Source organism: Achromobacter sp. FW305-C-30-7 (genome assembly GCF_058783105.1).
The window spans coordinates 44,172-68,970 of sequence record NZ_JBYSYI010000010.1; the positions used below are offsets into that span (position 1 = coordinate 44,172).

The window sequence follows — 24,799 nt, forward strand, 5'->3', positions numbered from 1 at the left end:
TCATTTTCAAAAAATTATTGAAACTGAGTGCGATGCTAGCCGCTTTTTCCCCGCTCTGGACTGGGTAATCATGGCTGCATTCCCCCGACACGCAAGGAGCCACCCCATGAAAATCGAACTGAACGGCAAGAAGGCCCTGGTCACCGGATCGTCCGGCGGCATCGGCCTGGCCATCGCCGCGGGCCTGGCCGAGGCCGGCGCCGAAGTCGTGCTGCACGGCCGCAGCGCCGACAAGCTGGCGCAGGCCGCCGCCTCGCTCGCGCAGCAGTTTCCCGCTGCCCGCGTGAGCACCGTGCAGGCCGACCTCGCCACCGCCGACGGCGCGGCCGCGGTCTCGGCCGCCCATCCCGACGTGGATATCCTGGTCAACAACGCCGGCTACTTCGCGCCCAAGTCCTTTACCGAAATCACGGACGACGACTGGCAATACATGCTGGACACCAACGTCATGAGCGGCGTGCGCCTGTCGCGCTATTACCTGCCGCGCATGCTGGCCGCCGGCTGGGGCCGCATGGTCTTCATCTCCAGCGAATCCGGCGTGCAGATCCCCGCGGAAATGATCCACTACGGCGTCAGCAAGACCGCCTTGCTGGGCGTGTCGCGCGGGCTGGCCGAATTGACCGCCGGCACCGGCGTCACCGTCAATGCCGTGCTGCCCGGCCCCACGCGTTCGGAAGGCGTGTCGGACTTCTTCGCAGAAATGGCCAAGGAGCAAGGCGTGACGCAAGACCAGATGGAACGCGACTTCATCGCCCAGCACCGCCCCACTTCGCTGCTGCGGCGCCTGGCCACGGTGGAAGAAGTGGCCAACATGGTCGTCTACACCTGCTCGACGCAAGCCGCGGCCACCAATGGCGCCGCGCTGCGCGTGGACGGCGGCGTCGTGCGCTCCATCATCTGATCACGGCCTGAACCCATGAAAGCCATCGCCTACTTCAAGAACCTGCCCGCCGACCACCCCGAAGCGCTGCAGGACATCACCCTCGCCGACCCCGTACCCGGCGAGCGCGACCTGCTGGTCGAGGTCCGCGCCATTTCGGTCAACCCGGTGGACGTGAAGATCCGCGCCAACCGCAAGCCCAAGGACGGCCAGCCCGAGGTCATAGGCTGGGATGCCGCCGGCATCGTGCGCGCGGTGGGCGCCAAGACCAGCCTCTTCAAGCCCGGCGACCGCGTCTGGTATGCGGGCGCGTTGAACCGCCCCGGGGCCAACAGCGAGCTGCATGCGGTCGACGAGCGCATCGTCGGCCGCATGCCCGCCAGCCTGGACTTTGCCCAGGCCGCGGCGCTGCCGCTCACCACCATCACCGCCTGGGAACTGCTGTTCGACCGGCTGCGCGTGCTGGATAACGGCGCGCCCAGCCAGGGCAGCCTGCTGGTCATCGGCGCCGCAGGCGGCGTGGGATCCATCCTGGTGCAGCTGGCGCGCCAGCTGACCGGCCTGACGGTGATCGGCACCGCCTCGCGACCAGAAACTCAGGCCTGGGTACGCGAACTGGGCGCGCATCACGTCATCGACCACAGCCAGCTGCTGGCCGCCGAACTCAAGCGCATCGGCTTCCAGCACGTCAGCCACATCGCCGGCCTGACCCAGACCGATCAGCACTTCGCGCAGATGGCCGAAGCGATCGCGCCGCAAGGCAAGATCGCCTTGATCGACGATCCCGCCGCGATCGACGTGCGCCTGCTCAAATCCAAGTCGGCGTCGCTGCATTGGGAGTTCATGTTCGCACGCCCGCTGCACGGCACGCCCGACATGATCGCGCAGCACGAACTGCTGAATCAGGCCGCCCGCCTGATCGACGAAGGCACATTGCGCACCACGCTGGGCGCGCACTACGGCAAGATCAACGCCGAGAACCTGCGCCGCGCCCACGCCTTCATCGAAAGCGGCAAGGCGCAGGGGAAGATCGTGCTGGAAGGTTTCTAGGTAGCCCGCGCCATGCCTCGCCGCCAACCGCGGCGGGGCATCTCGCAATTGCAAGCAGAAAGCAGTACAAACTCGACTGCGCGCAATCGCATGCGCAACGCCATCGGGAGTCTCTTCTGCTCGACCACATTCTCAATCAGACGCTTGAACCCCTGCTCTGGGGTATGGTGGCCTTTACCCTGCTGATGCTGAGGCTGGCGCCCCTGCAAGGCTGGAAGGCCGTCATCGTCGCCGGCATCACGGCGGGGCTGGTCTTCGACACCATCCAGTTCCGCGTAGGCCCGCCGCGCCTGTGGGACGCGCTGGTGCTGGGTTCGGTGCTGGCCGCCTTGCTGGCGGCCGCCGTGCTGGAACTTCTGTTCCTGCTGCTGCGCCGCTCGCGCCCCGAGCGGGCCTGAGGCGGCAGGCAAGCCTGCGGTCCGGACCGCAGGCGCCTCGCGTGCACGCCGTCAGGCGCGCCCTTCCCGCTTGGCGCGGGCATGAGGATCGTTGATCTCGGCCTCCAGTTCGGCGATCAGCCACTCCAACCAGCCGTTTTCGCTGCGCGCGTAAACCACCGCGGCGGGCGTCTTGCCGCTGCGCCAGCCCGGCTGATGCGCATCCATCCACGCGCCCAGGCTCTTGTGCGGCGCCAGCAGGCCCGACAGCCAGGACCACAGGTAATCGGGCACGTTGCGGCGGAATCCTTGCGCGCAGGCGTAGAGGGTGGGCTCAAGCGGCAGGTTGCCGGCGCGCGCCAGCCTGGCCTGCACGCGGCGCAGGGTCTCGGCTGCGGCCTGCAATTGTTCGGTGCTGAGCTTTTTCATTCGAGGACTCCTGATCTTGGTTTGCCCGGATTATCGCCGCAGGCAGCGGCGCTTTCCAAGCGCCGCTTGCAACCATCAGGAACGCGCCGCCCGGGGCGGCTCCAGGCCCAGCAACGCGGTCGCGCTGAAGCGCGCGCCCGGTTCCAGCACCCGCATGCCGGTGCGCGTCTCGCCGCCCGCCGCCAGGTTGAACGCGTCCGCCACATTGGTGACCGGCTCCACGCACAGGAACTCCGAGCCCGCCGCCGTGTACACCACCAGGTGCGCAAAGGCCGGATCGGCATGCAGCGACAACTGATGCCCATCTGGCCAATGCAGGGTGGCCCGCCCTTCCCATTGCGACAAATAGGTATCGCAGCCGCTGGCCGAACGCCGCAGTTCGCGCACGTGCACGGCCTTGCTGCCGGCAGGCAGTCCCTCCGCGTCCGCGGTCCACTCGCGGCGCGCATGCAGCGTGACGCGCTCGGCCGTGAAATAAGGATGCAGCCCCAGACCGCAGGGCATGGACGTGTCGCCCAGATTGACGATGGACAGCGCCACGCTCAGGCCGCGCGCGTCCAGCTGATAGCGCTGCACGCATTCGAAGGGCCAGGGCCAGCCCAGCACGCCGGCGGGCTGCGCCAACACCAGGTCGACGCTGTCCGCGCTCAGGCTGCGCACGCTCCATGCCTGATACAGGCCCGCGCCATGGATCGCATGAGGCCGGCCGGGCACGGATTGCAACGCGTGCCTGGCGCCGTTGAAAGTGAACACGCCGTCGCGGATGCGGTTGGAGTACGGCGCCAGCGGATATGAGCCTGCCCGCGGCCAGCTCCCGGCGGGCCATTGCGTGTCGGTCAGCGGCACGATCCAGTCGTGCGCACCCGTGGACAGCCGGGTCAGGCGACCGCCGCCGCCCGGCGCAAATTCGGCCTGGTGCGGGCCGCTGGCGATGGTGATGCGCTCGCTGGCGTCGAGCGTGGCCGGGACGGATAAAGCCTGCATTTGAATGAAACTCCGGCGGCGGAAACGGGGCCGCGCGCTGCGATTGTGCCGTCCCCGGACTGGCGGGCGCAAGCGACTGCCGGACGCCTCATCCCGCCTCGGCTTCGACGCCGCACAACGCCAGCAGCCGGCTCAACGCAGGATTCCGATTAGTCTCCAGCCAGGCGATGCCATGCTGCAGCTTGGGCGCGTCCGCCGGCAACGGGCGGAACACCACGCCCTCCATGTTGAGGGACTCGATGTCCCGCGGAATGATGGCCACGCCGGTGCCGGCCGCGACCAGGCACAGCAGGGTCTGGGACGCTTCCGTTTCCCGCACCACGCGCGGCAGGAAACCCGCCTCCAGGCAGATGGCGTCCATGGCGCCGCGCAGGTGGAAGCCCTTGCCCGAGGGATAGGCGATGAACGGCTCTTGCGCAAGATCCGCGACGCCCAGGTCCGCCTTGCTCGCCAGCGGATGCGCGTCGGCCAGCGCGATGGAGAACTCGCTAAGCATGAACCCGTGCGACACGATATGTTTGCCCTCCAGGGGCAGAAAGCACAGCGCCGCATCCAGCGTGCCGTCCAGCAGTTTCAGACGCAGTTCGCCAGTCGGCAGCGGCCCCTGGATGTCCAGCGCGATATCGCTGTATAGGCGCCGGCAGTCGCGCACCAGCCCCGGCAGGCGCACATGGCTGGCGCGTCCGGTATAGCCCAGCCGCAGACTGCCGGTCTCGCCCCGGCCGGCCTTGCGGCAGGCCTCCACCGCGCCGTCCAGCTGCCGGAACATGGGCTGGATGCTGTCCAGGAACACGCGACCCGCCACCGTCAGCGCGACCTTGCGCGTGCTGCGGTCGAACAGCTTCACGCCCAGTTCCTCTTCCAGTTCGCGGATGCGCTGGCTCAAAGGCGGTTGGGCGATGTGCAAGCGCAGGGCGGCGCGGGTGAAGTTCAGTTCCGTGGCAAGGACCATGAAGCTATGCAGGTGGCGCAGTTCCATGTCGGGTATCGGTTATTGATATTCCATGAATATAAATGATGTTCCGATAATAAATTGGACGACTCAATCCCCAAGCCCTAACCTGCCACGCATCCAATAAACACACAGCGTGGAGACAAGCATGGCTGATCTTTCGGGGCGGGTGGCCCTGGTAACCGGTTCGACCAGCGGCATCGGCCTGGCCGTGGCGCGGCGCCTGGCGCGCTCCGGCGCGACGCTGGTGCTCAATGGCTTGGCCGACGCTGCCGCAGCCGATGCGCTTTGCGCCGAGTTCCGCGACACCTATGGCGTGCCGGTCCGCTTCCAGCCCTGCGACCTGCGCAAGCCGTCCGAGATCGAAGCCATGATGGCCGAGCTGAACCAGGTCTATGGCGCGCTGGATATCCTGGTCAACAACGCCGGCATCCAGCATGTGAGCCAGATCGAAGCCTTTCCGGTCGACAAGTGGGACGACATGATCGCAGTCAATCTGTCGGCCAGCTTCCACACCATGCGCACCGCGCTGCCGGCCATGCGCGCGCGCAACTGGGGCCGCATCGTCAACATGGCGTCCATCAGCGGCTTGCGCGGCCGCGCCGGCAAGACCGGCTACAACGCCACCAAGCACGGCCTGATCGGCCTGACCAAATCCGTGGCGCTGGAAACCGCGCAGACCGCCATCACCTGCAACGCCATCTGCCCCGGCTGGGTACACACGCCGCTGGTGCAGAAGCAGATCGACGCGCTGGCCGAACGCGAAGGGCTGGACAATGCCGCGGCCACAAACAAGCTGCTCGGCCTGCGCCAGCCTTCGGGCAAGTTCGTCACCCTGGAACAGATTGCCGGCCTGTGCGAATTCTTCTGCTCGCCCGACGCCGACGAAGTCCGCGGCGTGGCCTGGGCCATGGACGGCGGCACCACCGCAGCCTGAAGCCGCAGCGGCGGCCTCCATTGAACATGCGCGCAGGCCGCGCAGCGATACCGACAACGCCCCCGAGGAGTACAAGATGCTGGACCACACCCACGCGCCCACTGCCAAGAGCTGGGTCGACGGCGCCAATGGCCATCCGGATTTCCCGTTGCAGAATCTGCCGATGGGCGTGTTCCGCCACGATGGCGGCACGCCGCGAATCGGCGTCGCCATCGGCGAGCAGGTGCTGGATGTCCGGGCCGCCGTGGAATTGGGCCTGCTGGACGAGCTGGAGCCGGTCGCGCGCCAAGCGCTATCGACGCACAGGCTCAACGACTGGATGGCCTTGCCCACCGCCGCCCGCAAGGCCGTGCGGCACGCCCTGTTCGCGCTGCTGGACGCCGCACACCCTGCCAGCGCGCGGCACGCGACGCAGGCCGCGCGCCTGCTACATCCGCAGGCCGAATGCGAGCTGCTGCTGCCTGCGGACGTGGGCGACTACACCGATTTCTATGCCGGCATCCATCACGCCAGCCACGTGGGCAAGCTGTTCCGGCCCAACAACCCGCTGATGCCGAACTACAAGCACGTGCCTATCGCCTATCACGGCCGCGCCTCCTCCATCTGCGCCTCCGACACGCCCGTGCGGCGGCCGCGCGGCCAGGTGAGGACGGCGACCGGCGTCGACGTCCCGGCCTACCGGCCGTCGGCGCAGCTGGACTTCGAACTCGAACTGGCAATCTGGATCGGCCCCGGCAACGCGCTCGGCGAGCCCGTGCCGCTGGAGCAGGCCGCCGGCCACGTGGCCGGCTATGGCCTGTTGAACGACTGGTCAGCCCGCGACATCCAGGCTTGGGAATACCAGCCGCTAGGCCCCTTCCAGGGCAAGAATTTCGCGTCCACGGTTTCGCCCTGGGTGGTGACTGCCGAAGCGCTGGCCCCGTTCCGCAGCGCCGCGATGGCGCGCGGCGATGGCGATCCTGAACTGCTGCCCTATCTGCGCAACGCCGACGACGCCGCCACGGGCGGACTGGCCATCGCGCTGCAAGCGTGGCTGTCCACGCCGCTGATGCGTGAACGCTCGCAAGCGCCGCAACGGCTGGCGGCATCCGATGCGCGCCATCTGTACTGGACTCCGGCGCAGATGGTGGCGCAGCACACGCTGGGCGGCTGCAACCTGCGCCCGGGCGACTTGCTGGGCTCGGGCACCATCTCCACGCCCGACGACAGAGGCCACGGCAGCCTGCTCGAACTGACGCATGGCGGCAAACAGTCCATTACCCTGCCCTCGGGCGAAACCCGGCTGTTCCTGGAGGCCGGAGACGAAGTCACCCTGACGGCCCATTGCAGCCGCGAGGGTTTCCAGTGCATCGGCTTCGGTGCAAGCCGGGCGCGCATTATCGATTGACGTTCAATACCAGGCATCCCGCTAGACCTGGAGCCGGCCGGCGAGCCGGCGGCACACAAAGGAGGAATGACATGAAGAAGATCTTGGCAGCAGGCATGATGGTCCTGGCAAGCGCAAGCAGCGCCCCCGCGCTGGCGCAGGACTTCCCCAACCACCCGATCCGCCTGATCATCCCCTACTCCGCCGGCGGCGTCACCGACGTGGTCGGCCGCGCCCTGGCCGAGCAGTCCGGCAAGCGCCTCGGCCAGACCTTGGTGGTCGAAAACAAGACCGGCGCCAACGGCACGCTGGGCGCCACCCAGATGCTCAACACCGCGCCCGACGGCTATACCGTCACCATGGTGCCCATCGGCATCTTCCGCATGCCGCACATCACCGGCACGCGCTACGACCCGATCAAGGACCTGACCTACATCTCGATGATCGCCGGCTACAACTACTACGTCGCAGTCGCCGCGGACTCGCCCTGGAAGACGCTGGACGACCTGGTCGCCTACGCCAAGTCCAAGCCCGACACGATTTCCTATGGCACGCCGGGCGCCTACAGCAGCCAGCACATCGCCATGGTGCAGCTGGGCGAAGCCGCCCAGGCCAAGTGGACCCACGTCCCTTACAAGGGCGACGCCGACGCGCTGACCGCCATGCTGGGCGGCCACATCCAGGTGCTGGTCGGCGCCAGCACCATCCTGCCCTACGTGGCCTCGGGCAAGGTCCGCATCCTTGCGTCGCTGGGCGACAAGCGTTCGCCGGACCTGCCGGACGTACCCACCCTGAAGGAAGCCGGCTATCCCGTGGTGCACACCTCGCCTTTCGGCATCGCCGGCCCCAAGGGCATGGACCCGGCCGTTATCGCCAAGCTCGACGGCGCCTTCCGCGACACCCTCAAGGACGAGGCTTTCCTCGCCCTGCTACGCCAGTCCGGCGTGTCGCCGCAATACATGGATACCGCGACCTACACCAAGGCTGCCCAGGCCAGCGCGGAGACGGAGCGTGAGGTCATCAAGAAGTTGGGGAACATCATGAACAAATGAGGTACAGGCAAGGTCCGCGTGCGTCGGATCCAACGCCCCCTCAACTGTAATAAAACGTAAAATCCCAAGTACCCAAGAAACGCCCCAGCAATGGGGCGTTTTCCGTTGGGCTGGATTCCGGCGCACGCGGGATGTGGAATGCACGCCACACCCCCCACTTTCCATGTCGGCGACCTGCTGGCATCATGCGGCGCGTAGGGCACCTGTCAAGCATCTGAACAAGGAAGAAAAAGTGCGATTCAGTTTTCTCAAGGCCCTGCTAGTCTGCCTGTGCGGCGCCATGCTGAGCGCCTGCACCACCTGGGACGTGGCGATGCTGCGCCACAAGGGCAAGCCAGTCAACGACATCGTGACCGAGTGGGGCGTCCCCGATCGCGTGTACGCCAGTGAAGACCTGCCGATCGGGCAATTGGTCTACATGTGGCAGACCTCCGGCGAAGTCTCGTGGGACGAGGCCGTCGGCAGCTTCTACGTTCCCCCGCCGGGCGGCGTCAGCTACGGCTTCGGCAACAACACGGGCACCATCTACCAGCGCCGCACCGGCGTCGCCAGCTGCTACACCATGCTCCACGTCGACGAGAAGGGCATCGTCGTCGGCGGCGACCTCGTCAACAACGGCACGACCTGCAAAATGTGGTGATGGCGGCACCAGGCGGATCGCCCATGCGCCTCGCCAACCGGCCTCCCATCGGACAACCCGCAAGAGAATTCCTGATGACGAACATGAAAACCACCCTCATCCCCTTGCTCGCCCTAGCTCTGCTGTCCGGCCTGGCCTTCGGCGCCGAGAAAAAGCCCACGGAGGGCGACATTTCCCGGGCCATCGCCTATACGGATGTGATGCGCGCCTACGCCTACAGCAAGCAAGCCGCCGAGTTCAAGGCGCGCTTCGACAAGATCGGCCCGGGCGCCGACGGTCTGGAAGCCATGACCAATGCAGCCAACCTCATGAGCCTGGCAAACCAGGCCATGCGCGCGGCCTGCGCACGCGAACCGCACTATGTGGAAAAAGGCATCGAGGCCTTCCGCTGCAGCAAGATCAAGTAGCCGGTCTTGAACAAGCCGTTTGAACCGCCGTTGCAGAACTGACGGCGATTGCAATCGCACTCTTTCGCAGGAACCTGCAACCAGGCCGCCATGCCCGCGGCCTGCGGCTTTCGACAAGACCACCGCCCGTTCTCTTCAATTCAGCGGGCGCCTGCTGGATGACGGGTATCGGCTTTGTTGTTTCTCCCCTTGCTGGTCGTCGTGTCGTAGCCGCCGCTCAGATTGGACGTACTTCGGGAACTGGCGCCATCGCTGTAGCTCGTGTCGTAGCCACCGCTCAAGTTGGACGTGCTGCGCGAGTTCCGCCCATCGCTGTAAGTCGTGTCGTAGCCGCCGCTCAGGTTGGACGTGCTCCGGGAGGTGGTGCCGTCGCTGTACCTCGTGTCCAAGCCGCCGCTCAAGTTGGATGTGCTGCGCGAAGTCCGCCCGTCGCTGTAAGTCGTGTCGTAGCCGCCACTCAGGTTGGACGTGCTCCGCGAGGTAGTGCCGTCGTCATAGGTGCAATCTTGCCCGCCCGACAGATTGGACGTGCATCTTTCCGCCTGGGCGGCCGCGGCTGCGAACACGGCAAGCACGACGAAAGACAACATGGGTGCGATTTTCATTTTTTCCTATGGCGTGGAGGCTGATGCCGTCATCGCCGCGCTGTTGTGCGGCGTGGCGACCACCATAGCGACTATTCCCGCGAGCGGATGCAGCGGTTTTGCGCAAAGCAATTTCAGCCGGTTTCGGGCCGGTTCAGTCGGTTTCCTGGCCTCATTTTCCGTACGCCCGCCCTGCCTGCCGGCGTAGCAATTCAATTGCTTCTGTTCTCGCCAAGCGCCGGCGACCGAGCAGTCGGCATGGCCATATTGATGCGACCTGGGGCAGCAGAGACCTGCGCCGACACAGGGCACGAGGTCATCAAGAAGTTGGGCAATATCATGAACAAATGAGTTCCGGATAAAACCAGCATCCGTCCCTCCCCGCAGCAGTCCAAGCGCCCGATACAATCACGGGCATGAATTCCGCAACGCAAAACACCGCCGCCGACGCCCACCCGGGCCACACCCCCATGATGCAGCAGTACCTCCGCCTGAAGGCGGAGGCCGGCCCCCTGCTGCTGTTCTACCGCATGGGCGACTTCTATGAAATGTTCTACGAAGACGCGGAGCGCGGCGCGCGTCTGCTGAACCTGACGCTGACCAAGCGCGGCTCGTCCAATGGCACGCCGATCCCGATGGCCGGGCTGCCGGTGCATGCCATGGAGCAGTACCTGGCGCGGCTGGTCGCCATGGGCGAGTCCATCGCCATCTGCGAGCAGATCGGCGACCCGGCGACCTCCAAGGGGCCGGTCGAGCGCCGCATCGTGCGCATCGTCACGCCCGGCACGCTGACGGACGACGCGCTGCTGCCGGCCAAGGCGGACCGCGCGCTGGCCGCGGTGTTCGTCGGCGGCACGGCGCGCGCGCCGCGCGCGGGACTGGCCTGGTTGAACCTGGCCAGCGGCGAGTTCCGCGTGACCGAATGCGCGCCTGCGCAGCTGGAATCCGAACTGCACCGCATCGCGCCGGCCGAGATCGTCTGCGCCGAGAGCGCCGACTTCGACTTTCCCTTCGAAGGCGCCCGCGCCCGCGTGCCCGACTGGCACTTCGAAGGCGACAGCGCGCGCGCCCATCTGCTGGCGCATTTCAAGACCGACACCCTGGCGGGTTTCGACATCGAAGACATGCCGGCCGGCATCTGCGCCGCCGGCGCCCTGCTGCGCTACGCGGCCCGCACCCAGTCGCAGGCCCTGGCCCACGTGCAGAGCCTGTCGGCGGAACGGCCTGGCCAGTACGTGCTGCTGGACCCGGTCACGCGCCGCAACCTGGAACTGACGCAGACGCTGTCCGGCGAAGACTCGCCGACGCTGTTCTCGCTCTTGGACGGCTGCCGCACGCCCATGGGCAGCCGGCTGCTGCGCCGCTGGCTGCACCACCCGCTGCGCGAGAACGAGCAGGCGCTGGCGCGCCAGCAGGCCATCTCGGCGCTGCTGGCGGGCCGCATGGACATGGAGCAGACCTTCGGCGCGGCTGGATTTGGTTCGGCCGGCCTACTGGAGTCCCTGCGCGGCGCGCTGAATGCATTCCCGGACATCGAGCGCATCGCCGCCCGGCTGGCGCTGCGCTCGGTACGTCCGCGCGAACTGGCCAGCCTGCGCGACGCGCTGCAGGCGCTGCCGGCGCTGCGCGACCTGGTCGAGCCCATGGCGGACTCGCCGCGGCTGGGCGAACTGATCTCGCACCTGTCGGTGGATCCGGCCCTGGCCGCCCTGCTGGTGCGCGCCATCGCCGCCGAACCCGCTGTCGCCATCCGCGACGGCGGCGTGCTGGCGGCGGGCTTCGACGCCGAACTCGACGAGCTGCGCGGCCTGGCGGCCGACGGCGGCGACTTCCTGGTGCAGCTGGAAGCGCGCGAGCGCGAGCGCACCGGCATCAGCAATCTGCGCGTGGAATTCAACCGCGTGCACGGCTTCTACATCGAAGTCACCAAGGGCCAGACCGCCAAGGTGCCGGAGGACTACCGCCGCCGCCAGACGCTGAAGAACGCCGAACGCTACATCACGCCCGAACTCAAGACCTGGGAAGACAAGGTGCTGTCGGCCCAGGACCGCGCGCTGGCCCGCGAGAAATGGCTGTTCGAGCAATTGCTGGACGTGCTGGCCGAACACGTGCGGCCGCTATCCGACTGCGCCGCCGCGCTGGCCGAACTGGACACGCTGGCCGCCCTGGCCGAACACGCCCGCCGCCACGACTGGATCGCGCCCGAATTGTCCGAGCAGGCCGACATCGACATCGAGGCCGGCCGCCACCCGGTGGTGGAACATGCCATCGAACGCTTCACGCCCAATGGCTGCCGGCTGGAACCTGCGCGCCGCATGCTGTTGATCACCGGCCCGAACATGGGCGGTAAATCGACCTATATGCGGCAGGTGGCGCTGATCGCGCTGCTGGCACGCATCGGCAGCTTCGTGCCCGCTTCGCGCGCCCGCATCGGCAAGATCGACCGCATCTTCACCCGCATCGGCGCGGCCGACGACCTGGCGGGCGGCCGCTCGACCTTCATGATGGAAATGACCGAAGCAGCCGCCATCCTGTCGGCCAGCACGCCCAACAGCCTGGTGCTGATGGACGAGATCGGCCGCGGCACGTCGACCTATGACGGCCTGGCGCTGGCCTGGGCCATCGCTTGCCGCCTGCTGGCCCACAACCGCGCGCTGACGCTGTTTGCCACCCACTATTTCGAACTGACCCGCCTGCCCGCGGAACAGCCGGCCTCGGCCAACGTGCACCTGGCCGCGGCGGAATCAGCCGGCGGCATCGTCTTCCTGCATGAAGTGCGCGAAGGCCCGGCCAGCCGCAGCTACGGGATCCAGGTGGCGCAGCGCGCGGGCGTGCCCGCCGCCGTGATCCGCCAGGCCACACGCGAACTGGAACGCCTGGAAGCCCAGGGCGCCCCCACGCCGCAGCTAGGCCTGTTCGCCGCCGCGGCGGACGCCGACGCCCAGGCCTATGCCGAAGCCGACCGCACCGACGACCTGGAAGCCCTGGATGCCCTGCGCGAGGAACTCGCCGCCGTCGACCCGGACAGCCTGACCCCGCGCGAAGCGCTGGACGCCCTCTACCGCCTGAAGAAGCACCTGCAATGAACCTCGACCTTCCCTTGGCCCTGCTGGGCAACCAGAGTCCCAACGACTTCATGCGCCGCCATTGGCAGCGCAAGCCCTTGCTGATCCGCCAGGCCATCCCCGGCTTCAAGCCCCCGCTCACGATCGCCGCCATCAAGAAGCTGGCGCGCCGCGACGACGTGGAGTCGCGCCTGATCTGGCGCGAGAATGGCGAGTGGCAAATGGAGAACGGCCCCTTCGCGCGCCTGCCCAAGGACAATGAAGGCGACTGGACCCTGCTGGTGCAAAGCGTGGACCTGCACAGCGATGCCGCATCCGAACTGATGCAGCTGTTCCGCTTCATCCCCGACGCGCGCCTGGACGACGTGATGATCAGCATCGCCAGCCACGGCGGCGGCGTGGGGCCGCACTTCGACAGCTACGACGTGTTCCTGCTGCAGGCGGCGGGCGAGCGCGAATGGCGCTATGGCCGCCAGAAGGACCTGTCGCTGGAACCCGGCCTGCCACTGAAGATCCTCAGCCGATTCGAGCCCGAGGAAACCGCCGTGCTGGCCCCGGGCGACATGCTCTACCTGCCGCCGCAGGCCGCCCATGACGGCGTCGCCGCGGGCGACGGCTGCATGACCATCTCCATCGGCTTTCGCGCGCCCACGCAGGCGACGCTGGCGCGCGGGCTGCTGGAAGCGGCCGCGGACCAGGTCATGGCGCGCGTCGGCCTCCTGGGCGGCCCCTACGGCGAACCCGCCCTGCCCGGCCCCAAACTGTCCGCGGTCTATCGCGATCCCGGCCAGCCCGCCGTCGACACTCCTGCCGCCCTGCCGGACGCGCTGGTGGCCGCGACGCTGGAAACCGTGGAAAAGCTGCGCTTCGACGATGCGCTGGCCTCGCGCTTCCTGGGCTGCTGGCTGACCGAGCCCAGCAACCTCAGCGTGTTCGATGCGCCCGAAAGCATGGACGTGGATCTGGAAGAGGATTGGCCCGCCAGCGGCAGGCTGGTGCTGGACCGCCGCAGCCGCATGCTGTATCGCGGCAAGCAGCTCTTCATCAATGGCGAGACCGCCATGACGCCGGCCGACGCCGCCTTGCGCATGCTGGCCGACGCGCGCAGCCTGGATTGCGCGGACCCGTCCTGCGCCCGCCTCAGCGACGAAGCGCGCTCCTGCCTGGCGGACTGGCTGGACTCGGGCTGGATCCGCTACGAATCTGCGTAGCATCCGGACACCCTCGCGTATCAGTCCTGTACAGAAGGAAATCAGGTCTGATACGCGGGACACATCAAGAAAGAGATAACACGAAGCTGAAAGGTTTGTTGCCGTTAGGATGCGACCTTTTTAACTTTCATACGCGTTGCGCTCGCGTGTTCCTGTAGCCTGACTTCTGGTTTCCCCTAATGGGGTTTCAAGAGTCGTCATCTACAGGAGTCTAAAAATGATGAGCAAAACCTTGATTATTGCTTCGGTGCTGGCCGTCGCGCTGAGCGCCTGCAACAAGAAGGAAGATGCCCCGGCGCCCGCGACCAACCCCGCTCCGGGCGCAAGCACGCCTGCCCCCACCACGACGCCCCCGGCCACCTCGCCGGCTCCGGCGCCCACGCCCAACACCACGCCGGGCGGCGGTTCGACCACCCCGGGCGGCTCGACCACGCCCGCGTCCTAATAAAAAAACCGCAGAGACGAACCCCCGCTCTGAGGACGCAAGAAAAAGCCCTGGCTGTTTGCAGCCAGGGCTTTTTTGTGTCCAGATGGTCTATGAGCAAGACACCGCAACCGTACCGCATCGCGGCTCAGGGTTCGCGCGTCCCGCAGTCTGCAAGACCCTTGCAAACCGCGCCCAAATAAAAAAGAGGCCCCAGCGGGGCCTCTCTTGCGCAGGCCTGCGCATAAGCGCAGAACCGGGCCGGTCTTACATCTTGTCCTTCAGCACGCTCAGCAAGCGCTGGGCGGTGGCGCTGTTGTCGCGGGCGCCATTGGCGTCCAGCACGGTCACCGTGGTCTGGTCGCCGGTGGCGGCCAGGTGGATGCGGTACTGGGGCGCCTCGGCCTTCTTGTCGCCCGAGAACATGCGGCTGAAGAAGCCCGGCTGCTCGATCTTCTCGCCCGTGTCGGTGTCGACGTAGCGGACGAAGTAGTCGCCAGCGGAGCGGTCGCGGTCGTCCACGGCGAAACCGCCGCCATCCAGCGCCACGCCGACGCGGCGCCATGCGCGGTCGAAGGATTCGCTGACCACGAGCGAGGCGCCTTGAGCACGGACGTCCTGCTGCACGGCGGGCTTCTGCGGCGCGGCCTCGGCCTGCTGCACCAGCTTGCGGGCATTGTCGACGTCGGAACCCAGGTAGACCATCATGCGCGCCAGCATGGCGGCGTTCAGGCCCGGATCTTCCTTGCCGTTCTGCCATTGCACCTGGTTGCCGTCGGCGCCCACGCGCTTTTCCAGCATCTGGCGATGGCTGACGTAGACCTCGGTATGACCGTTGACGCGTTCGACGCGAGTGCGGAATTTCTCGCGTTCGCCGCTATCCCAGGCCGATTCCAGGATCATGCCCAGCGCCTGGCGCAGCCAGCTTTCCGGGATCTTGGCGCGGTTTTCCGCCCAATCGGTTTCGATCAGGCCGGCGCTCGGGTTGTTGCTGGCCACTGTAAAGCCGCTTTCGGTCCAGAAGTCGACCAGACGCGGGAAGATGTCTTCCGGCGGACGGTCCACCACCAGCCAGCGCAGGTCGCCGTCGCGCTCGACGCGCATGTCCTGGCGGCCGGGCAGCACGTTGCTCGTCTTCGGCTGGCTGGCTTGCGCCTGGCCCTGCTGCTGGAACTGCGAATAGGTGGTCGAGCCCGAAGCCGGCGCGCGGTAGCGCGGATCGGCGTTGGCCTGGGTCAGGTCGGGCGGGATGCTGAGAGGCTCTCCACGCTGCGTGACTGCGCTCTTGTAGTTGACGGACTCTTCATTGCCCAGGAATTGATTGACCTCGCTGCAACCGGCCAACAACACCAGAGACATCAATGCCGACAAACCGGCATGACGCTTGTTCATACGTATCCTCACGATATTTAGAGCAGGCCCGTTTCCTGGAGCGCAGCGCGCACGGTCGCGTGGTGCTGTGTTCCCAGTTCCACCAGCGGCAGCCGGTAACCCAGTGCGCTGCGGCCCATTTCGGCCAACGCCCACTTGACAGGGATGGGGTTGGCTTCAACGAACAAAGCCTTGTTCAGACGCGCCAGGTACGCATTAAGTTCACGCACCTTGGGCACATTGCCGGCCAGGGCGGCGGCACAGAGCTCGCGCATGAGCTTCGGCGCCACGTTGGCCGTAACGGAAATATTGCCACGCGCACCCAGCAGGATCAGGGCGGCGGCGGTGGGATCATCGCCGCTGAAGACCTGGAAACTGGCCGGCGCTTCGCGCAGCAGCAGGCCGCCGCGGGCGATGTCGCCCGTGGCGTCCTTGATGCCGATGATGCCCGGCACCTGCGCCAGGCGCAGGATCGTTTCGTTGCTCATGTCGGCAACGGTACGGCCCGGCACGTTGTACAGGATATTGGGCAGATCGACGGCTTCCGCGATGGTGCGGAAGTGGCGGTACAGGCCTTCTTGCGAGGGCTTGTTGTAATAAGGAACGACCGACAGGCCGGCCTGCGCGCCCACCGCCTTGGCATGGCGCGTCAGGTGGATGGCTTCGTCGGTCGAGTTGGCGCCCACGCCGGCGATGACCGGAATGCGGCCCGCGGCGTGTTCGACTGCAACGCGGATCAGTTCCGCATGTTCTTCCATGGAGACCGTGGGCGACTCCCCGGTGGTGCCCACCACCACCAGCGCGTCGGTGCCTTCCTGGATATGCCAGTCGATCAGCGACCGGTAGGCAGCGTAGTCCAGGCTGCCGTCGGGCTGCATGGGGGTGACCAGGGCCACCATGCTGCCTTGGAAATTAACGCCTGCGGCGGTTGCAGGGGATGCCATAAATGTAGGGCTCCAACACCCCACGGCGGGATGCCCCGGGGCCAGAATCAATGAAACCGTTGAGTTTAACGGATATTGGCTGAAATCCTACAGAAACCACTGGACGATGGTCGTCCCCAGGGCGAGCACGGGGCGCATCAATAGCCAGAGCACGTCCGTCACCAGCAGGATGACGACGATCACCAGGCCATACGGCTCGATTTTCGAGTATTGCCAGGCCAGGCGGTTGGGCAGCAAGCTGAAGAGGATGCGTCCCCCGTCCAGCGGCAAAATCGGCAGCAGATTCAGGGCCATGAGCACCAGGTTGACGTTCACGCCGGCGACGGCCATTTCGAACCAGAACGATTCCTGCAGGCCGGACTCCAGGAAGAGGCGCAGCGAAAACGCCCACAGCACCGCCATGAACAGGTTGGCCGCAGGACCTGCCAGCGCCACCCACAGCATGTCCTGCTTAGGACGGCGCAAGCGGCCGAAATCCACCGGCACGGGCTTGGCCCAGCCGAACAGCATGCCCGGGCTGCCCAGCAGCTTGGACGCCAGCAGGATCGCCACCGGCACCAGCAGCGTGCCGACCGGATCGATGTGCCGCGCGGGGTTCAGGCTGATGCGCCCGGCCTCATAGGCCGTGGGATCCCCAAACATGCGCGCGACAAAGCCATGCGCGGCTTCGTGCAGGGTAATGGCGAAGATGACCGGTATCGCGTAGACCGCAATGGTTTGGATGATGTCGTTCATGGCGAACCGGATTGTAGATGAGCCGCGAGCCGGCGCGTGCCGGCGTGCAGGTCGGCGCGGCGGACGCGCTCAGGCAAGACCGAGGGTGGCAGGATCGCCGCGTCCGACACGCACCACCACCGGCTCTTCGCTGGTAAGGTCGATCACGGTAGTGGGCGATTGCGGGCAGGCGCCCGCGTCGATGATGGCTGCCAGGTCGTGGTCGTAGCGTTCGCGGATTTCTTCCGCGTCGTTCAACGCTTCGGTCTCGTCCTTGGGGATGAGCGTGGTGGACAGCAGGGGCGCCCCCACCTGCTCCAGCAGGCCCAGCATGACCGCATGATCCGGCACGCGGATGCCTATGGTCTTGCGCGACGGGTGCGACACGCGGCGCGGCACTTCCTTGGTGGCTTCGAGGATGAAGGTCCAGGGCCCCGGCGTGGCGGCCTTCAGCAATCTGTACTGGCGGTTGTCGACGCGCGCGAAGTGGCCGATTTCGGCCAGGTCACGGCACAGCAGCGTGAGATGATGGCGTTCGTCCAGGCCTCGCAGGCGGCGCAGCCCGTCGGCGGCGTTCTTGTCGTCCAGCCGCGCGACCACGGCATAGCTCGAATCGGTAGGCACCGCGACCAGCCCGCCATCGGCCAGCCATTGGGCCGCCTGCTTCAGCAGGCGCGGTTGCGGATTCGCGGGATGGATATCGAAATACAAGGCCATGGGTTTATCCTAACACTCTTGAAGGCTGCTCAGTACAGAGCGGCGATGCAAAATGGCGGGAACGCCGACCCGCCCGGAGAAACAGTATGCGCCTTGATGACTCGCGCGAAAGCGACAATGTGGAAGACCGCCGTTCCAGCGGCCCACGCATCGGCGGCCGCGGCACCATCGGCATAGGCACGATCGTGCTGGCCCTGGTCGCCATGTATTTCGGCGTGGATCCCAGCGTGGTCCTGCAGATGGCCGAAGGCCCGCCCGCGCAGCAACAACAGGGGCCGGCCACGCGTCCGCCCGCCAACGATCCGCAGGCCATCTTCGTCTCGAAGGTGCTGGGCGAAACCGAAGACACCTGGAGCGCCATCTTCCAGAAGGACCTGAACCGCCAGTACGTGGCGCCCAAGCTGGTGCTGTTCCGCGGCGCCACGCCCACGGCCTGCGGCACCGGCCAGTCGGCCATGGGTCCGTTCTACTGTCCGGGCGACAGCAAGGTGTACATCGACCTGGCCTTCTTCGACGAATTGCAGAACCGCTTCAAGGCGCCGGGCGATTTTGCCCAGGCCTATGTGATCGCCCATGAGGTCGGACATCATGTCCAGCACCTGCTCGGCATCTCGGACCAGGTAGACAACCTGCGCCGCCGCAATCCGTCCCAGGCCAATGCCTTGTCGGTGCGCATGGAATTGCAGGCCGACTGCTTCGCGGGCTTGTGGGCGCAACGCGCCAACGCCGCGCGCAACATCCTGGAAAGCGGCGACGTGGAAGAGGCGCTGGGCGCCGCCACCGCGATCGGCGACGACCGCCTGCAGAAGCAAAGCCAGGGCTATGCGGTGCCCGATTCCTTCACCCACGGATCGTCGGCGCAGCGCGTGCGCTGGTTCAAGCGCGGGCTGGAGAGCGGCAGCATCAAGCAGTGCGACACGTTCGGCGCCACCTCGCTGTAGACGCGTGAGCGCCCGCCGCCGCGCCGCCTCTTGAGCTGTACATCCATACAGCAAAAAGAGCGGCGCGGTCTTCATCTTGTAAGATGACGCCCCCTCGCAGTGTTGCGTGTGCGCCCGCCGCCGCGCGGCGCATGCCAGGCGCGCTTCCGGCGCGCGCATTTCCAAGACCCTAGATCAGTTCCATGGCCAACAAGTTCGAACCGTTAATCACCGTTGATGAGGTGCAAGAGATTCTTGCCGAACCCAAGGAAACCGTAAAACCGATCGCCTGGGTGCCGAAACCCGCCGCCAGCAATCTCCAGTGGCTGGAATTCGCCTGTGCCTGCCGGGTCAAGGGCGACGTGCGCGAAGACGTGATCTTCCGCGCGATCTATCGCGGCGCGCGCACGGCCGTGCACGGCCAGGCCACCATCTTCCTGGCCGAGGCGTTCTGTGCCAGCCTCTTCGTGGGCCCGCACCGCGTGTTCGGCGTGGACACCGACGACTCCTTCCACACCAGCCTGGTGGGCGAAGGCCGGCCGCAGTACCGCAAGCCGCTTGCGGACCGCAGCCATGAACACATCTGGGTGGACGAAGGCGAAGGCTATGCCGAACCCATCGTGCCCGCCCTGCAGAATATCGGCGCGCTGATGCAGTACTTCCTGCCGCGGGCGAACCTGACGCTGACCGGCGGATTCGCGCATCCCCTCAAAGGCCGCCAAATCGAACTGATCCTATGAGCACTTTCCTGGAAGCCTCCGGCTGGACCGTCCTGCCGGCGGGCGAACACGCCATCCGCGCCATATCGCCCATGACGCTGGGCCTGGACGGACAGCACGCGGCCTTCTTCATCGCGCATCCCGACGAGTCCACGTTCTACCTGACCGACGCCTGTGAGACCTCGATGCACGCGTCCAGCTACGGCATCGACCTGGCGGCCAAGCGCATCGACATCCTGAACGAAACCCCGGGCGTCAGCCTGGCGCATTTCGACCGCGACGGCGCCATCGTCGCGTCCGGCCCCAATGAGCAGTTGCAGGAAGCCCTGTGGGATGCGGTCAAGCTGGCGATGGCGCTGTCCTTCCAATGCGCCAAGTGGATGCCCAAGTTCAGCCAGCTGCGCTTCCGCGCGCAAGTCGGGCGGGCGCTGGCGGCAGGCGTGGGCGCGAATCGCATGGTCAAGGGCGCGCGCGCCAAGGGCAGCAGCGGCCACACGGCAGATTTCGCCTTCGCCGTGCGCGCGGCCAGCAGCACAGCGCTGACGTACATCGAGCCCATCGCCCTGAAGGCCGGCAAGAAAATGGATTGGACGCAGGTCTACCAGACCCACGGCAAGATGTCGGACGTGAAGATGGCGGACGCGCGCAACTCGCGCATGGTCATCCTGGAGGACGGCGCCTCGGCCGAGGAGTTCAAGAAGGCGGTGACCATCCTGGAACAGTCGGCGAGCGTGCAGACGCTGGCCAAGACGCGTGATTGGCGGGAAGTCTTTTCCGGCTAGGCCAGCGTCAGGCTGGCATGTTGGTCAGGCCGTCGACGATTTCGCGGCCATGCAGGATGGCTGCATGCACCGCTTCGCGCGGACTGTAGACAAAACCGCCCTCGGCAAAGCGCGGGACCGGATATTCGTCGCCGCCTTCGAGCACGGCGCCTGCCTGGACCACCATCACTGACGCGATAAATACGGGGCCGCTGGATTGCGCCTGAACCTCGGCGTCTGCGCCCCGGGACACTTTGGCCGTCAGCCGGTATCCCTTGTAGATCAAATTGTTCTGATGCACTTCGGATGCCCTCTTTGTGCGACCCAGCATACCCTGGCTGTCCATGACAGTTCGGATATGTTTTGTAACGCGCGCAGAAAATAGAAACACTGTTGCATCGCACGAATTGCGTCCCCATTTTTTGGAGACACCGCACAGGGAACCTGCCAGGCGCGCATGGCAAGGCCTGATGCGGCTTGCGGCGCGATGTGGAGCGCTATTCCATCACCTCTACGCATCGACTCCCGGGGATTTCCCTAGATCTGTTGCATATGCACACTTTGCCGCAAGCCGACGCCGGTCGCGCCGCGGCTACGCGGCAACATGCCGGTCGCGCTGCGCGGCGCCTGCTGCGGACTGGTCATCGGCTGGGCCAAAGAAGGCAGGAAACTGCTTTTCGCCCTTTTTCGTGACGCTCAGCGCGCGCGAATCCAGGTCCTTGCTGATCCAGCCGCGGCGCGCCAGCGCATCCAGCAGGGCCGCGCCCAAGGCGCCGCCCAGGTGCGAACGGCGTTCGCTCCAATCCAGGCAGGAACACGCGAAGCGCCGCCGGCGTTGGCGCGCCTGCGCCACGTCCACGCCGATCTGCGCCAGGGCGGCCTCGCCCAGGGGCGTCAGCATGTAGTCGCGCCCGTCCGCCGCCAGCCACTGACGCGACAGCATGGCGTCGTGGATGCGCACGGCCAGCGTGCCCGCCATGTGGTCGTAGCAGGTGCGCGCTTCGCGCAGCGCGGAAGGGGTATTCGGCTTGAACGGCACCCGTTCGGCGCCCGCTACCACCAGCAGGGCCTCCAGCGCATGCCCGACCTCGCTGTTCGCCAGGCGGTAATAGCGATGCTTGCCCTGCACGGCCATTTCCACCAGGCCCTGCTCCCGCAGGCGTTGGAAATGGCTGCTGGCCGTAGAGGCGCCGATGTCAGCAGCGGCGGCCAGTTCGGTCGCAGTGCGGGCGCGGCCGTCCAGCAGCACGCACAGCATGCGCGCGCGCGCCGGATCGGCGATGGCGCCCGCCACGGCGGAAAGACTGGCGTCGGCGAACTCGGATTCCATGATTCGGCTCAGACCAAAGTGTTGTGTGCAGTCTCAAGCATACTGCGACTCAACACAACAAGACAGCCGGCTCCGCCGGACATTCATGCGCGCACCCCGGAAATTCTTTGGCTGGACGGTTCTTTACGCCACCTTCGCGCTGGCGGTCTTCGGCTGGGGCGTCGGCTTCTACGGCCCGCCCGTATTCCTGCACGCGGTGGCACAGCGCACCGGCTGGGGCGTGGCGCTGGTGTCGGGCGCCGTCACGCTGCACTTTCTTTGCGGCACCTTGGTGGTCGCCAACCTGCCGCGACTGTACCGGCACTGCGGCGTGCCCGCGGTAACGCTGGGCGGCGCCGTGCTGCTGGCGCTGGGCGTGGGCGGCTGGGCCACGGCCGCGCAACCCTGGCAGTTGTATGTCTCCGCGCTGTTCTCGGGCATGGGCTGGGTGACGCTGGGCGCCGCAGCCGTCAACGCGCTGATCTCGCCCTGGTTCGTGCGCCAACGGCCCGCCGCGCTGGGCATGGCTTACAACGGCGCCAGCGTCGGCGGCATCGTCTTTTCGCCCTTATGGGTCTACTTGATCAGCCATGCAGGATTCGCCCAGGCGGCCTTGTGGGTAGGCGTGGCGATGGTGGCGGTGATCGCCGTGCTCGCGCGCAAGGTTTTTGCCATTACGCCGCAGCAGCTCGGGCAGGATCCGGACGGCGCCGCGGAGCCCCCCCAGGCGCCAGCGGCGGCCATGAACGCCGCAACGCCTGCGCCGGTGGCGGACCTGTGGCGCAACCGGCCCTTTCTTACTTTGGCCGCCGGCATGTCATTGGGCCTGTTCGCCCAGATCGGCCTGATCGCGCATCTGCTTTCCCTGCTGGCGCCGCTGCTGGGCGCGCAAACCGCCGGCCTGGCCATGGGACTGGCGACGGCCGCGGCCATCGGCGGGCGCACGCTGGTGGGATGGTTGATGCCCGCCGGCGCAGACCGGCGCAAAGTGGCTTGCGTGGCTTACGCCATCCAGATCGCCGGTTCGCTGGTCCTGATGCTGGCCGCTGAACACGCCTGGGCCATCTGGCTGGGCGTGTTGCTGTTCGGCTCGGGCATAGGAAACGCGACCTCGCTGCCGCCTCTGATCGCGCAAACCGAATTCGCCCGCGAGGACACGCAGCTCGTGGTGCCGCTGATCGTCGCCATGTCGCAAGGCGCCTATGCCTTCGCGCCGGCGCTGTTCGGCATGCTGCGGGCATGGTCGGAACAGGCCGGACAGCCGCTGCTCTGGTTCCTGGCCTTGGCAGCCAGCCTGCAGGCCGCCGCCATCGTCAGTTTTGCCCTGGGGCGGACTACTCCAGCCCGCCGCGGCGGGCAACCAGCCCGGCCATGACGGCATCGCCGTTTTCGCCCGCCAGGCCTTCCGCCACGCCGCGCCGGTCGGCAACCGTACGGTTCTGGCTGACCTTCCATTTGCCTTCGATGCGCGTGATGGGAATCTCCACGCCCACGATGGCGCGCATCTGCGCCGCGATGAAATCTTCCGGCGCGTCGGCCACGCGCCAAGGCTGCGCGCGCGCTTTTTCCTGGCTGTCGGTCAGCGCATCGAGCTGCGCACGCAGCCAGGCCGGATCGTCCTGGATCACCGGCGCGCCCCAGACATGCACGGCGACGAAATTCCACGTAGGCACGACCTTGTGCGTCTCGGCCTTGGTCGGATACCAGGACGGCGTGACGTAGGCCTGCGGCCCATGGAAAACGGCCAGGCATTCCCGCCCCGACGCCAGGTCGGCAAGCTGCGGATTGGCGCGGGCCACATGCAGGCGCAGCACGCCATGCGGCCCCTCGGGATACAGCAGACAGGGGATGTGGTTCGCCATCAGCCCGCCCTCCCCGCTGGTCGTGAGCACCGCAAGGGGATGGGCGCGGATGAAATCATGCTGGACTTCGAGCGAGTCTTCGCGAAAGGCGGACGGCAGGTACATGGCGGATTCGGCGGTTGCGGGTAAAACCACAACATACCGCCATCGTGGCTCCATTTCCAGGACCAGCCAGGGTCCATTTCATGGAGCCAGCGGCGTCATGCCGGCAACCGCTTTTCCAGCAGGATGGTGGTGAAGCCGCTGTCCCATTCTTCATCAGGATAGGTGTCGATTTCGGCGTAGCCGTGCTTCCCATAGAACCGGCGGCTGCGCTGGTTGAAGGAGTCGGTCTCCAGCCGCGCGCGTCCGAATCCCGCGTCGCGGATGGCCGCTTCCATCCAGGCCAGCAAGGCGCCGCCAACGCCCCGGCCTTGCCTTGCGGGGTGCACATGCAAGGCCCAGATGAAGTCGTTCTCCCAGTCCGCCATGCCCACCGGCACGCCGTCGATCTCGCACACCATGAAGAGGTTTCCCCGCGTGCGCACGTACTCGGCCGTCTTGCCGCTGGCGCGGAACTGCCGGTCCCTTTCCGCCGTCATCTCAGGCATCCACGTGCCTTCGTAGGTGCGCATCAACAAGTCTTCCAGCCAGGCTGCGTCCTCAGGCCGGGCCGGCCTGATCAAGAATTTCTGTTGTTGGTCCGTCATGCGCGGCAGTGTAGCAATGCCCGCCGTGGCCTCGAAGCAGATGCGCGCGGCTATCGTCGCACGCGTTCGTATGCCTGGTTCATGCGGTCCCGCGCCCCGGTTTCGTTGGCGTAGGCGCGGTCGTAGGTGTCCAGGCAATCCTGTGTGGGATTCGGCCACTTGATCGCGGCGATCGCGGCGGTGAGCTCGTCGCGGGACCGCTGCCAATCCTTGACGGCGGCATACCACTGCTTGGCGGTGTCCATAGTTGTCTCCCTATGTGCACTCGTCCATCGTAGTCCCGCTGCGGCTTCTTGCGGCGGCTATTACGGCCTACCCGGAATGGCGCTTCCGCTTGCCAAAAACAGCATCCGGTTTTCCCAAAATGGAATTCTGCTTTCCGGCGGAACAAGAGTTTCATGCCGCCTGTAGCGCTAAAGCCGGATCGGAATGGAG

Annotated in this window: 29 protein-coding genes; 16 read left to right on the forward strand and 13 right to left on the reverse strand. The window is 66.5% G+C overall.

Annotation, left to right across the window (positions count from 1 at the left end; genetic code table 11):
• Positions 1-106 precede the first annotated feature (106 nt).
• The 3 genes from AC3WOB_RS26040 (at position 107) to AC3WOB_RS26050 (ending at position 2,328) form a co-directional block, all read left to right on the forward strand.
• A complete protein-coding gene (locus AC3WOB_RS26040; protein WP_013395201.1) occupies positions 107-901 on the forward strand; it encodes an SDR family NAD(P)-dependent oxidoreductase in 795 nt (264 codons plus the stop codon).
• A 15-nt stretch (positions 902-916) separates the two neighbouring features.
• Positions 917-1,930 (forward strand): zinc-binding alcohol dehydrogenase family protein, encoded by a 1,014-nt coding sequence (locus AC3WOB_RS26045; protein ID WP_492276604.1) that lies wholly within the window; start codon positions 917-919, stop codon positions 1,928-1,930.
• A 164-nt stretch (positions 1,931-2,094) separates the two neighbouring features.
• Positions 2,095-2,328 carry a hypothetical protein gene (locus tag AC3WOB_RS26050; protein ID WP_013395203.1) on the forward strand — a complete coding sequence of 78 codons (234 nt, stop codon included), beginning with the start codon at positions 2,095-2,097 and terminating at the stop codon, positions 2,326-2,328.
• A 51-nt stretch (positions 2,329-2,379) separates the two neighbouring features.
• On the opposite strand, the gene AC3WOB_RS26055 is transcribed toward AC3WOB_RS26050, so the two are convergent.
• The 3 genes from AC3WOB_RS26055 to AC3WOB_RS26065 form a co-directional block, all read right to left on the reverse strand.
• Positions 2,380-2,736 carry a hypothetical protein gene (locus AC3WOB_RS26055; protein ID WP_013395204.1) on the reverse strand — a complete coding sequence of 119 codons (357 nt, stop codon included), beginning with the start codon at positions 2,734-2,736 and terminating at the stop codon, positions 2,380-2,382.
• Positions 2,737-2,811: 75 nt separating this feature from the next.
• Positions 2,812-3,720 carry an aldose epimerase family protein gene (locus AC3WOB_RS26060; RefSeq protein WP_492276605.1) on the reverse strand — a complete coding sequence of 303 codons (909 nt, stop codon included), beginning with the start codon at positions 3,718-3,720 and terminating at the stop codon, positions 2,812-2,814.
• An 88-nt stretch (positions 3,721-3,808) separates the two neighbouring features.
• A complete protein-coding gene (locus AC3WOB_RS26065; protein WP_492276606.1) occupies positions 3,809-4,699 on the reverse strand; it encodes a LysR substrate-binding domain-containing protein in 891 nt (296 codons plus the stop codon).
• 121 nt (positions 4,700-4,820) lie between these two features.
• Between AC3WOB_RS26065 and AC3WOB_RS26070 the strand changes: the two genes are divergently transcribed.
• From AC3WOB_RS26070 to AC3WOB_RS26090, 5 genes are all read left to right on the forward strand, one after another.
• Positions 4,821-5,609 (forward strand): 3-hydroxybutyrate dehydrogenase, encoded by a 789-nt coding sequence (locus tag AC3WOB_RS26070; RefSeq protein WP_492276607.1) that lies wholly within the window; start codon positions 4,821-4,823, stop codon positions 5,607-5,609.
• A 76-nt stretch (positions 5,610-5,685) separates the two neighbouring features.
• Positions 5,686-6,996, forward strand: coding sequence for a fumarylacetoacetase (fahA, locus tag AC3WOB_RS26075; protein ID WP_492276608.1), 1,311 nt, complete (start codon positions 5,686-5,688; stop codon positions 6,994-6,996).
• A 71-nt stretch (positions 6,997-7,067) separates the two neighbouring features.
• Positions 7,068-8,027, forward strand: coding sequence for a tripartite tricarboxylate transporter substrate binding protein (locus AC3WOB_RS26080; protein WP_492276609.1), 960 nt, complete (start codon positions 7,068-7,070; stop codon positions 8,025-8,027).
• Between the two features lie 232 nt (positions 8,028-8,259).
• Entirely contained in the window at positions 8,260-8,667 is a 408-nt protein-coding gene (locus AC3WOB_RS26085; RefSeq protein ID WP_013395210.1) for a hypothetical protein, read from the forward strand.
• Between the two features lie 74 nt (positions 8,668-8,741).
• Positions 8,742-9,074 carry a hypothetical protein gene (locus AC3WOB_RS26090; RefSeq protein ID WP_492276610.1) on the forward strand — a complete coding sequence of 111 codons (333 nt, stop codon included), beginning with the start codon at positions 8,742-8,744 and terminating at the stop codon, positions 9,072-9,074.
• Between the two features lie 140 nt (positions 9,075-9,214).
• On the opposite strand, the gene AC3WOB_RS26095 is transcribed toward AC3WOB_RS26090, so the two are convergent.
• Positions 9,215-9,679 (reverse strand): hypothetical protein, encoded by a 465-nt coding sequence (locus AC3WOB_RS26095; RefSeq protein ID WP_492276611.1) that lies wholly within the window; start codon positions 9,677-9,679, stop codon positions 9,215-9,217.
• Between AC3WOB_RS26095 and AC3WOB_RS26100 the strand changes: the two genes are divergently transcribed.
• From AC3WOB_RS26100 to AC3WOB_RS26115, 4 genes are all read left to right on the forward strand, one after another.
• Entirely contained in the window at positions 9,663-9,866 is a 204-nt protein-coding gene (locus AC3WOB_RS26100) for a hypothetical protein (protein WP_492276612.1), read from the forward strand. The two genes, AC3WOB_RS26095 and AC3WOB_RS26100, sit on opposite strands and share 17 nt — an antisense overlap.
• Before the next feature lie 208 nt (positions 9,867-10,074).
• On the forward strand, positions 10,075-12,744 hold the full coding sequence (mutS, locus tag AC3WOB_RS26105) for a DNA mismatch repair protein MutS (RefSeq protein WP_492276613.1): 2,670 nt from the start codon (positions 10,075-10,077) through the stop codon (positions 12,742-12,744).
• Entirely contained in the window at positions 12,741-13,934 is a 1,194-nt protein-coding gene (locus AC3WOB_RS26110) for a ribosomal protein uL16 3-hydroxylase (RefSeq protein WP_492276614.1), read from the forward strand. The genes mutS and AC3WOB_RS26110 overlap by 4 nt, the downstream gene beginning before the upstream one ends.
• A gap of 217 nt (positions 13,935-14,151) precedes the next feature.
• The gene (locus AC3WOB_RS26115) at positions 14,152-14,379 is read left to right on the forward strand and encodes a hypothetical protein (protein WP_013395215.1); all 228 of its coding nucleotides are present in this window, start codon (positions 14,152-14,154) and stop codon (positions 14,377-14,379) included.
• 246 nt (positions 14,380-14,625) lie between these two features.
• On the opposite strand, the gene bamC is transcribed toward AC3WOB_RS26115, so the two are convergent.
• The 4 genes from bamC to AC3WOB_RS26135 all read right to left on the reverse strand — a co-directional run bounded on the left by bamC (position 14,626) and on the right by AC3WOB_RS26135 (position 18,104).
• Positions 14,626-15,750: an NlpB/DapX family lipoprotein gene (gene bamC, locus AC3WOB_RS26120; RefSeq protein ID WP_013395216.1), complete on the reverse strand. Its 1,125-nt coding sequence runs from the start codon at positions 15,748-15,750 to the stop codon at positions 14,626-14,628.
• A 17-nt stretch (positions 15,751-15,767) separates the two neighbouring features.
• The gene (gene dapA, locus AC3WOB_RS26125) at positions 15,768-16,673 is read right to left on the reverse strand and encodes a 4-hydroxy-tetrahydrodipicolinate synthase (protein ID WP_013395217.1); all 906 of its coding nucleotides are present in this window, start codon (positions 16,671-16,673) and stop codon (positions 15,768-15,770) included.
• A gap of 87 nt (positions 16,674-16,760) precedes the next feature.
• Complete coding sequence (locus AC3WOB_RS26130) at positions 16,761-17,408, reverse strand: site-2 protease family protein (protein WP_013395218.1); 648 nt, start codon at positions 17,406-17,408, stop codon at positions 16,761-16,763.
• A gap of 69 nt (positions 17,409-17,477) precedes the next feature.
• A complete protein-coding gene (locus AC3WOB_RS26135) occupies positions 17,478-18,104 on the reverse strand; it encodes an L-threonylcarbamoyladenylate synthase (RefSeq protein WP_088141980.1) in 627 nt (208 codons plus the stop codon).
• A gap of 86 nt (positions 18,105-18,190) precedes the next feature.
• Between AC3WOB_RS26135 and ypfJ the strand changes: the two genes are divergently transcribed.
• The 3 genes from ypfJ (at position 18,191) to AC3WOB_RS26150 (ending at position 20,525) form a co-directional block, all read left to right on the forward strand.
• Positions 18,191-19,045 (forward strand): KPN_02809 family neutral zinc metallopeptidase, encoded by an 855-nt coding sequence (ypfJ, locus tag AC3WOB_RS26140; protein WP_013395220.1) that lies wholly within the window; start codon positions 18,191-18,193, stop codon positions 19,043-19,045.
• Positions 19,046-19,227: 182 nt separating this feature from the next.
• Positions 19,228-19,764: a hypothetical protein gene (locus AC3WOB_RS26145; RefSeq protein WP_013395221.1), complete on the forward strand. Its 537-nt coding sequence runs from the start codon at positions 19,228-19,230 to the stop codon at positions 19,762-19,764.
• Complete coding sequence (locus tag AC3WOB_RS26150) at positions 19,761-20,525, forward strand: DUF1828 domain-containing protein (RefSeq protein WP_492276615.1); 765 nt, start codon at positions 19,761-19,763, stop codon at positions 20,523-20,525. Before AC3WOB_RS26145 ends, AC3WOB_RS26150 begins: the two co-directional genes overlap by 4 nt.
• A 7-nt stretch (positions 20,526-20,532) precedes the next feature.
• Here AC3WOB_RS26150 and AC3WOB_RS26155 read toward each other — a convergent pair whose 3' ends face one another.
• The gene (locus AC3WOB_RS26155) at positions 20,533-20,805 is read right to left on the reverse strand and encodes a hypothetical protein (protein ID WP_041655905.1); all 273 of its coding nucleotides are present in this window, start codon (positions 20,803-20,805) and stop codon (positions 20,533-20,535) included.
• Positions 20,806-21,096: 291 nt separating this feature from the next.
• Positions 21,097-21,834, reverse strand: coding sequence for an ArsR/SmtB family transcription factor (locus AC3WOB_RS26160; RefSeq protein ID WP_492276616.1), 738 nt, complete (start codon positions 21,832-21,834; stop codon positions 21,097-21,099).
• 85 nt (positions 21,835-21,919) lie between these two features.
• Between AC3WOB_RS26160 and AC3WOB_RS26165 the strand changes: the two genes are divergently transcribed.
• Positions 21,920-23,188, forward strand: coding sequence for an MFS transporter (locus tag AC3WOB_RS26165; RefSeq protein ID WP_492276617.1), 1,269 nt, complete (start codon positions 21,920-21,922; stop codon positions 23,186-23,188).
• On the opposite strand, the gene AC3WOB_RS26170 is transcribed toward AC3WOB_RS26165, so the two are convergent.
• The 3 genes from AC3WOB_RS26170 to AC3WOB_RS26180 form a co-directional block, all read right to left on the reverse strand.
• Entirely contained in the window at positions 23,148-23,780 is a 633-nt protein-coding gene (locus AC3WOB_RS26170; RefSeq protein ID WP_492276712.1) for an FMN-binding negative transcriptional regulator, read from the reverse strand. The two genes, AC3WOB_RS26165 and AC3WOB_RS26170, sit on opposite strands and share 41 nt — an antisense overlap.
• Positions 23,781-23,875: 95 nt before the next feature.
• Positions 23,876-24,364, reverse strand: coding sequence for a GNAT family N-acetyltransferase (locus tag AC3WOB_RS26175; RefSeq protein WP_492276618.1), 489 nt, complete (start codon positions 24,362-24,364; stop codon positions 23,876-23,878).
• 50 nt (positions 24,365-24,414) lie between these two features.
• Positions 24,415-24,609 carry a hypothetical protein gene (locus AC3WOB_RS26180; protein ID WP_013395228.1) on the reverse strand — a complete coding sequence of 65 codons (195 nt, stop codon included), beginning with the start codon at positions 24,607-24,609 and terminating at the stop codon, positions 24,415-24,417.
• Positions 24,610-24,799 lie beyond the last annotated feature (190 nt).

What these genes read in the sequence shown, in the direction of transcription:
- AC3WOB_RS26060 (WP_492276605.1), bottom strand. Translation starts at nt 3,720, where the DNA reads ATGCAGGCTTTATCCGTCCCGGCCACGCTCGACGCCAGCGAGCGCATC.
- AC3WOB_RS26135 (WP_088141980.1), bottom strand. Translation starts at nt 18,104, where the DNA reads ATGGCCTTGTATTTCGATATCCATCCCGCGAATCCGCAACCGCGCCTG.
- AC3WOB_RS26175 (WP_492276618.1), bottom strand. Translation starts at nt 24,364, where the DNA reads ATGACGGACCAACAACAGAAATTCTTGATCAGGCCGGCCCGGCCTGAG.
- AC3WOB_RS26100 (WP_492276612.1), top strand. Translation starts at nt 9,663, where the DNA reads ATGGGTGCGATTTTCATTTTTTCCTATGGCGTGGAGGCTGATGCCGTC.
- AC3WOB_RS26130 (WP_013395218.1), bottom strand. Translation starts at nt 17,408, where the DNA reads ATGAACGACATCATCCAAACCATTGCGGTCTACGCGATACCGGTCATC.
- AC3WOB_RS26150 (WP_492276615.1), top strand. Translation starts at nt 19,761, where the DNA reads ATGAGCACTTTCCTGGAAGCCTCCGGCTGGACCGTCCTGCCGGCGGGC.
- AC3WOB_RS26160 (WP_492276616.1), bottom strand. Translation starts at nt 21,834, where the DNA reads ATGGAATCCGAGTTCGCCGACGCCAGTCTTTCCGCCGTGGCGGGCGCC.
- AC3WOB_RS26070 (WP_492276607.1), top strand. Translation starts at nt 4,821, where the DNA reads ATGGCTGATCTTTCGGGGCGGGTGGCCCTGGTAACCGGTTCGACCAGC.
- bamC (WP_013395216.1), bottom strand. Translation starts at nt 15,750, where the DNA reads ATGAACAAGCGTCATGCCGGTTTGTCGGCATTGATGTCTCTGGTGTTG.
- AC3WOB_RS26145 (WP_013395221.1), top strand. Translation starts at nt 19,228, where the DNA reads ATGGCCAACAAGTTCGAACCGTTAATCACCGTTGATGAGGTGCAAGAG.
- AC3WOB_RS26050 (WP_013395203.1), top strand. Translation starts at nt 2,095, where the DNA reads ATGGTGGCCTTTACCCTGCTGATGCTGAGGCTGGCGCCCCTGCAAGGC.
- dapA (WP_013395217.1), bottom strand. Translation starts at nt 16,673, where the DNA reads ATGGCATCCCCTGCAACCGCCGCAGGCGTTAATTTCCAAGGCAGCATG.
- AC3WOB_RS26055 (WP_013395204.1), bottom strand. Translation starts at nt 2,736, where the DNA reads ATGAAAAAGCTCAGCACCGAACAATTGCAGGCCGCAGCCGAGACCCTG.
- AC3WOB_RS26080 (WP_492276609.1), top strand. Translation starts at nt 7,068, where the DNA reads ATGAAGAAGATCTTGGCAGCAGGCATGATGGTCCTGGCAAGCGCAAGC.
- fahA (WP_492276608.1), top strand. Translation starts at nt 5,686, where the DNA reads ATGCTGGACCACACCCACGCGCCCACTGCCAAGAGCTGGGTCGACGGC.
- AC3WOB_RS26170 (WP_492276712.1), bottom strand. Translation starts at nt 23,780, where the DNA reads ATGTACCTGCCGTCCGCCTTTCGCGAAGACTCGCTCGAAGTCCAGCAT.
- mutS (WP_492276613.1), top strand. Translation starts at nt 10,075, where the DNA reads ATGAATTCCGCAACGCAAAACACCGCCGCCGACGCCCACCCGGGCCAC.
- ypfJ (WP_013395220.1), top strand. Translation starts at nt 18,191, where the DNA reads ATGCGCCTTGATGACTCGCGCGAAAGCGACAATGTGGAAGACCGCCGT.
- AC3WOB_RS26045 (WP_492276604.1), top strand. Translation starts at nt 917, where the DNA reads ATGAAAGCCATCGCCTACTTCAAGAACCTGCCCGCCGACCACCCCGAA.
- AC3WOB_RS26165 (WP_492276617.1), top strand. Translation starts at nt 21,920, where the DNA reads ATGCGCGCACCCCGGAAATTCTTTGGCTGGACGGTTCTTTACGCCACC.
- AC3WOB_RS26040 (WP_013395201.1), top strand. Translation starts at nt 107, where the DNA reads ATGAAAATCGAACTGAACGGCAAGAAGGCCCTGGTCACCGGATCGTCC.
- AC3WOB_RS26065 (WP_492276606.1), bottom strand. Translation starts at nt 4,699, where the DNA reads ATGGAACTGCGCCACCTGCATAGCTTCATGGTCCTTGCCACGGAACTG.
- AC3WOB_RS26110 (WP_492276614.1), top strand. Translation starts at nt 12,741, where the DNA reads ATGAACCTCGACCTTCCCTTGGCCCTGCTGGGCAACCAGAGTCCCAAC.
- AC3WOB_RS26115 (WP_013395215.1), top strand. Translation starts at nt 14,152, where the DNA reads ATGATGAGCAAAACCTTGATTATTGCTTCGGTGCTGGCCGTCGCGCTG.
- AC3WOB_RS26180 (WP_013395228.1), bottom strand. Translation starts at nt 24,609, where the DNA reads ATGGACACCGCCAAGCAGTGGTATGCCGCCGTCAAGGATTGGCAGCGG.
- AC3WOB_RS26095 (WP_492276611.1), bottom strand. Translation starts at nt 9,679, where the DNA reads ATGAAAATCGCACCCATGTTGTCTTTCGTCGTGCTTGCCGTGTTCGCA.
- AC3WOB_RS26090 (WP_492276610.1), top strand. Translation starts at nt 8,742, where the DNA reads ATGACGAACATGAAAACCACCCTCATCCCCTTGCTCGCCCTAGCTCTG.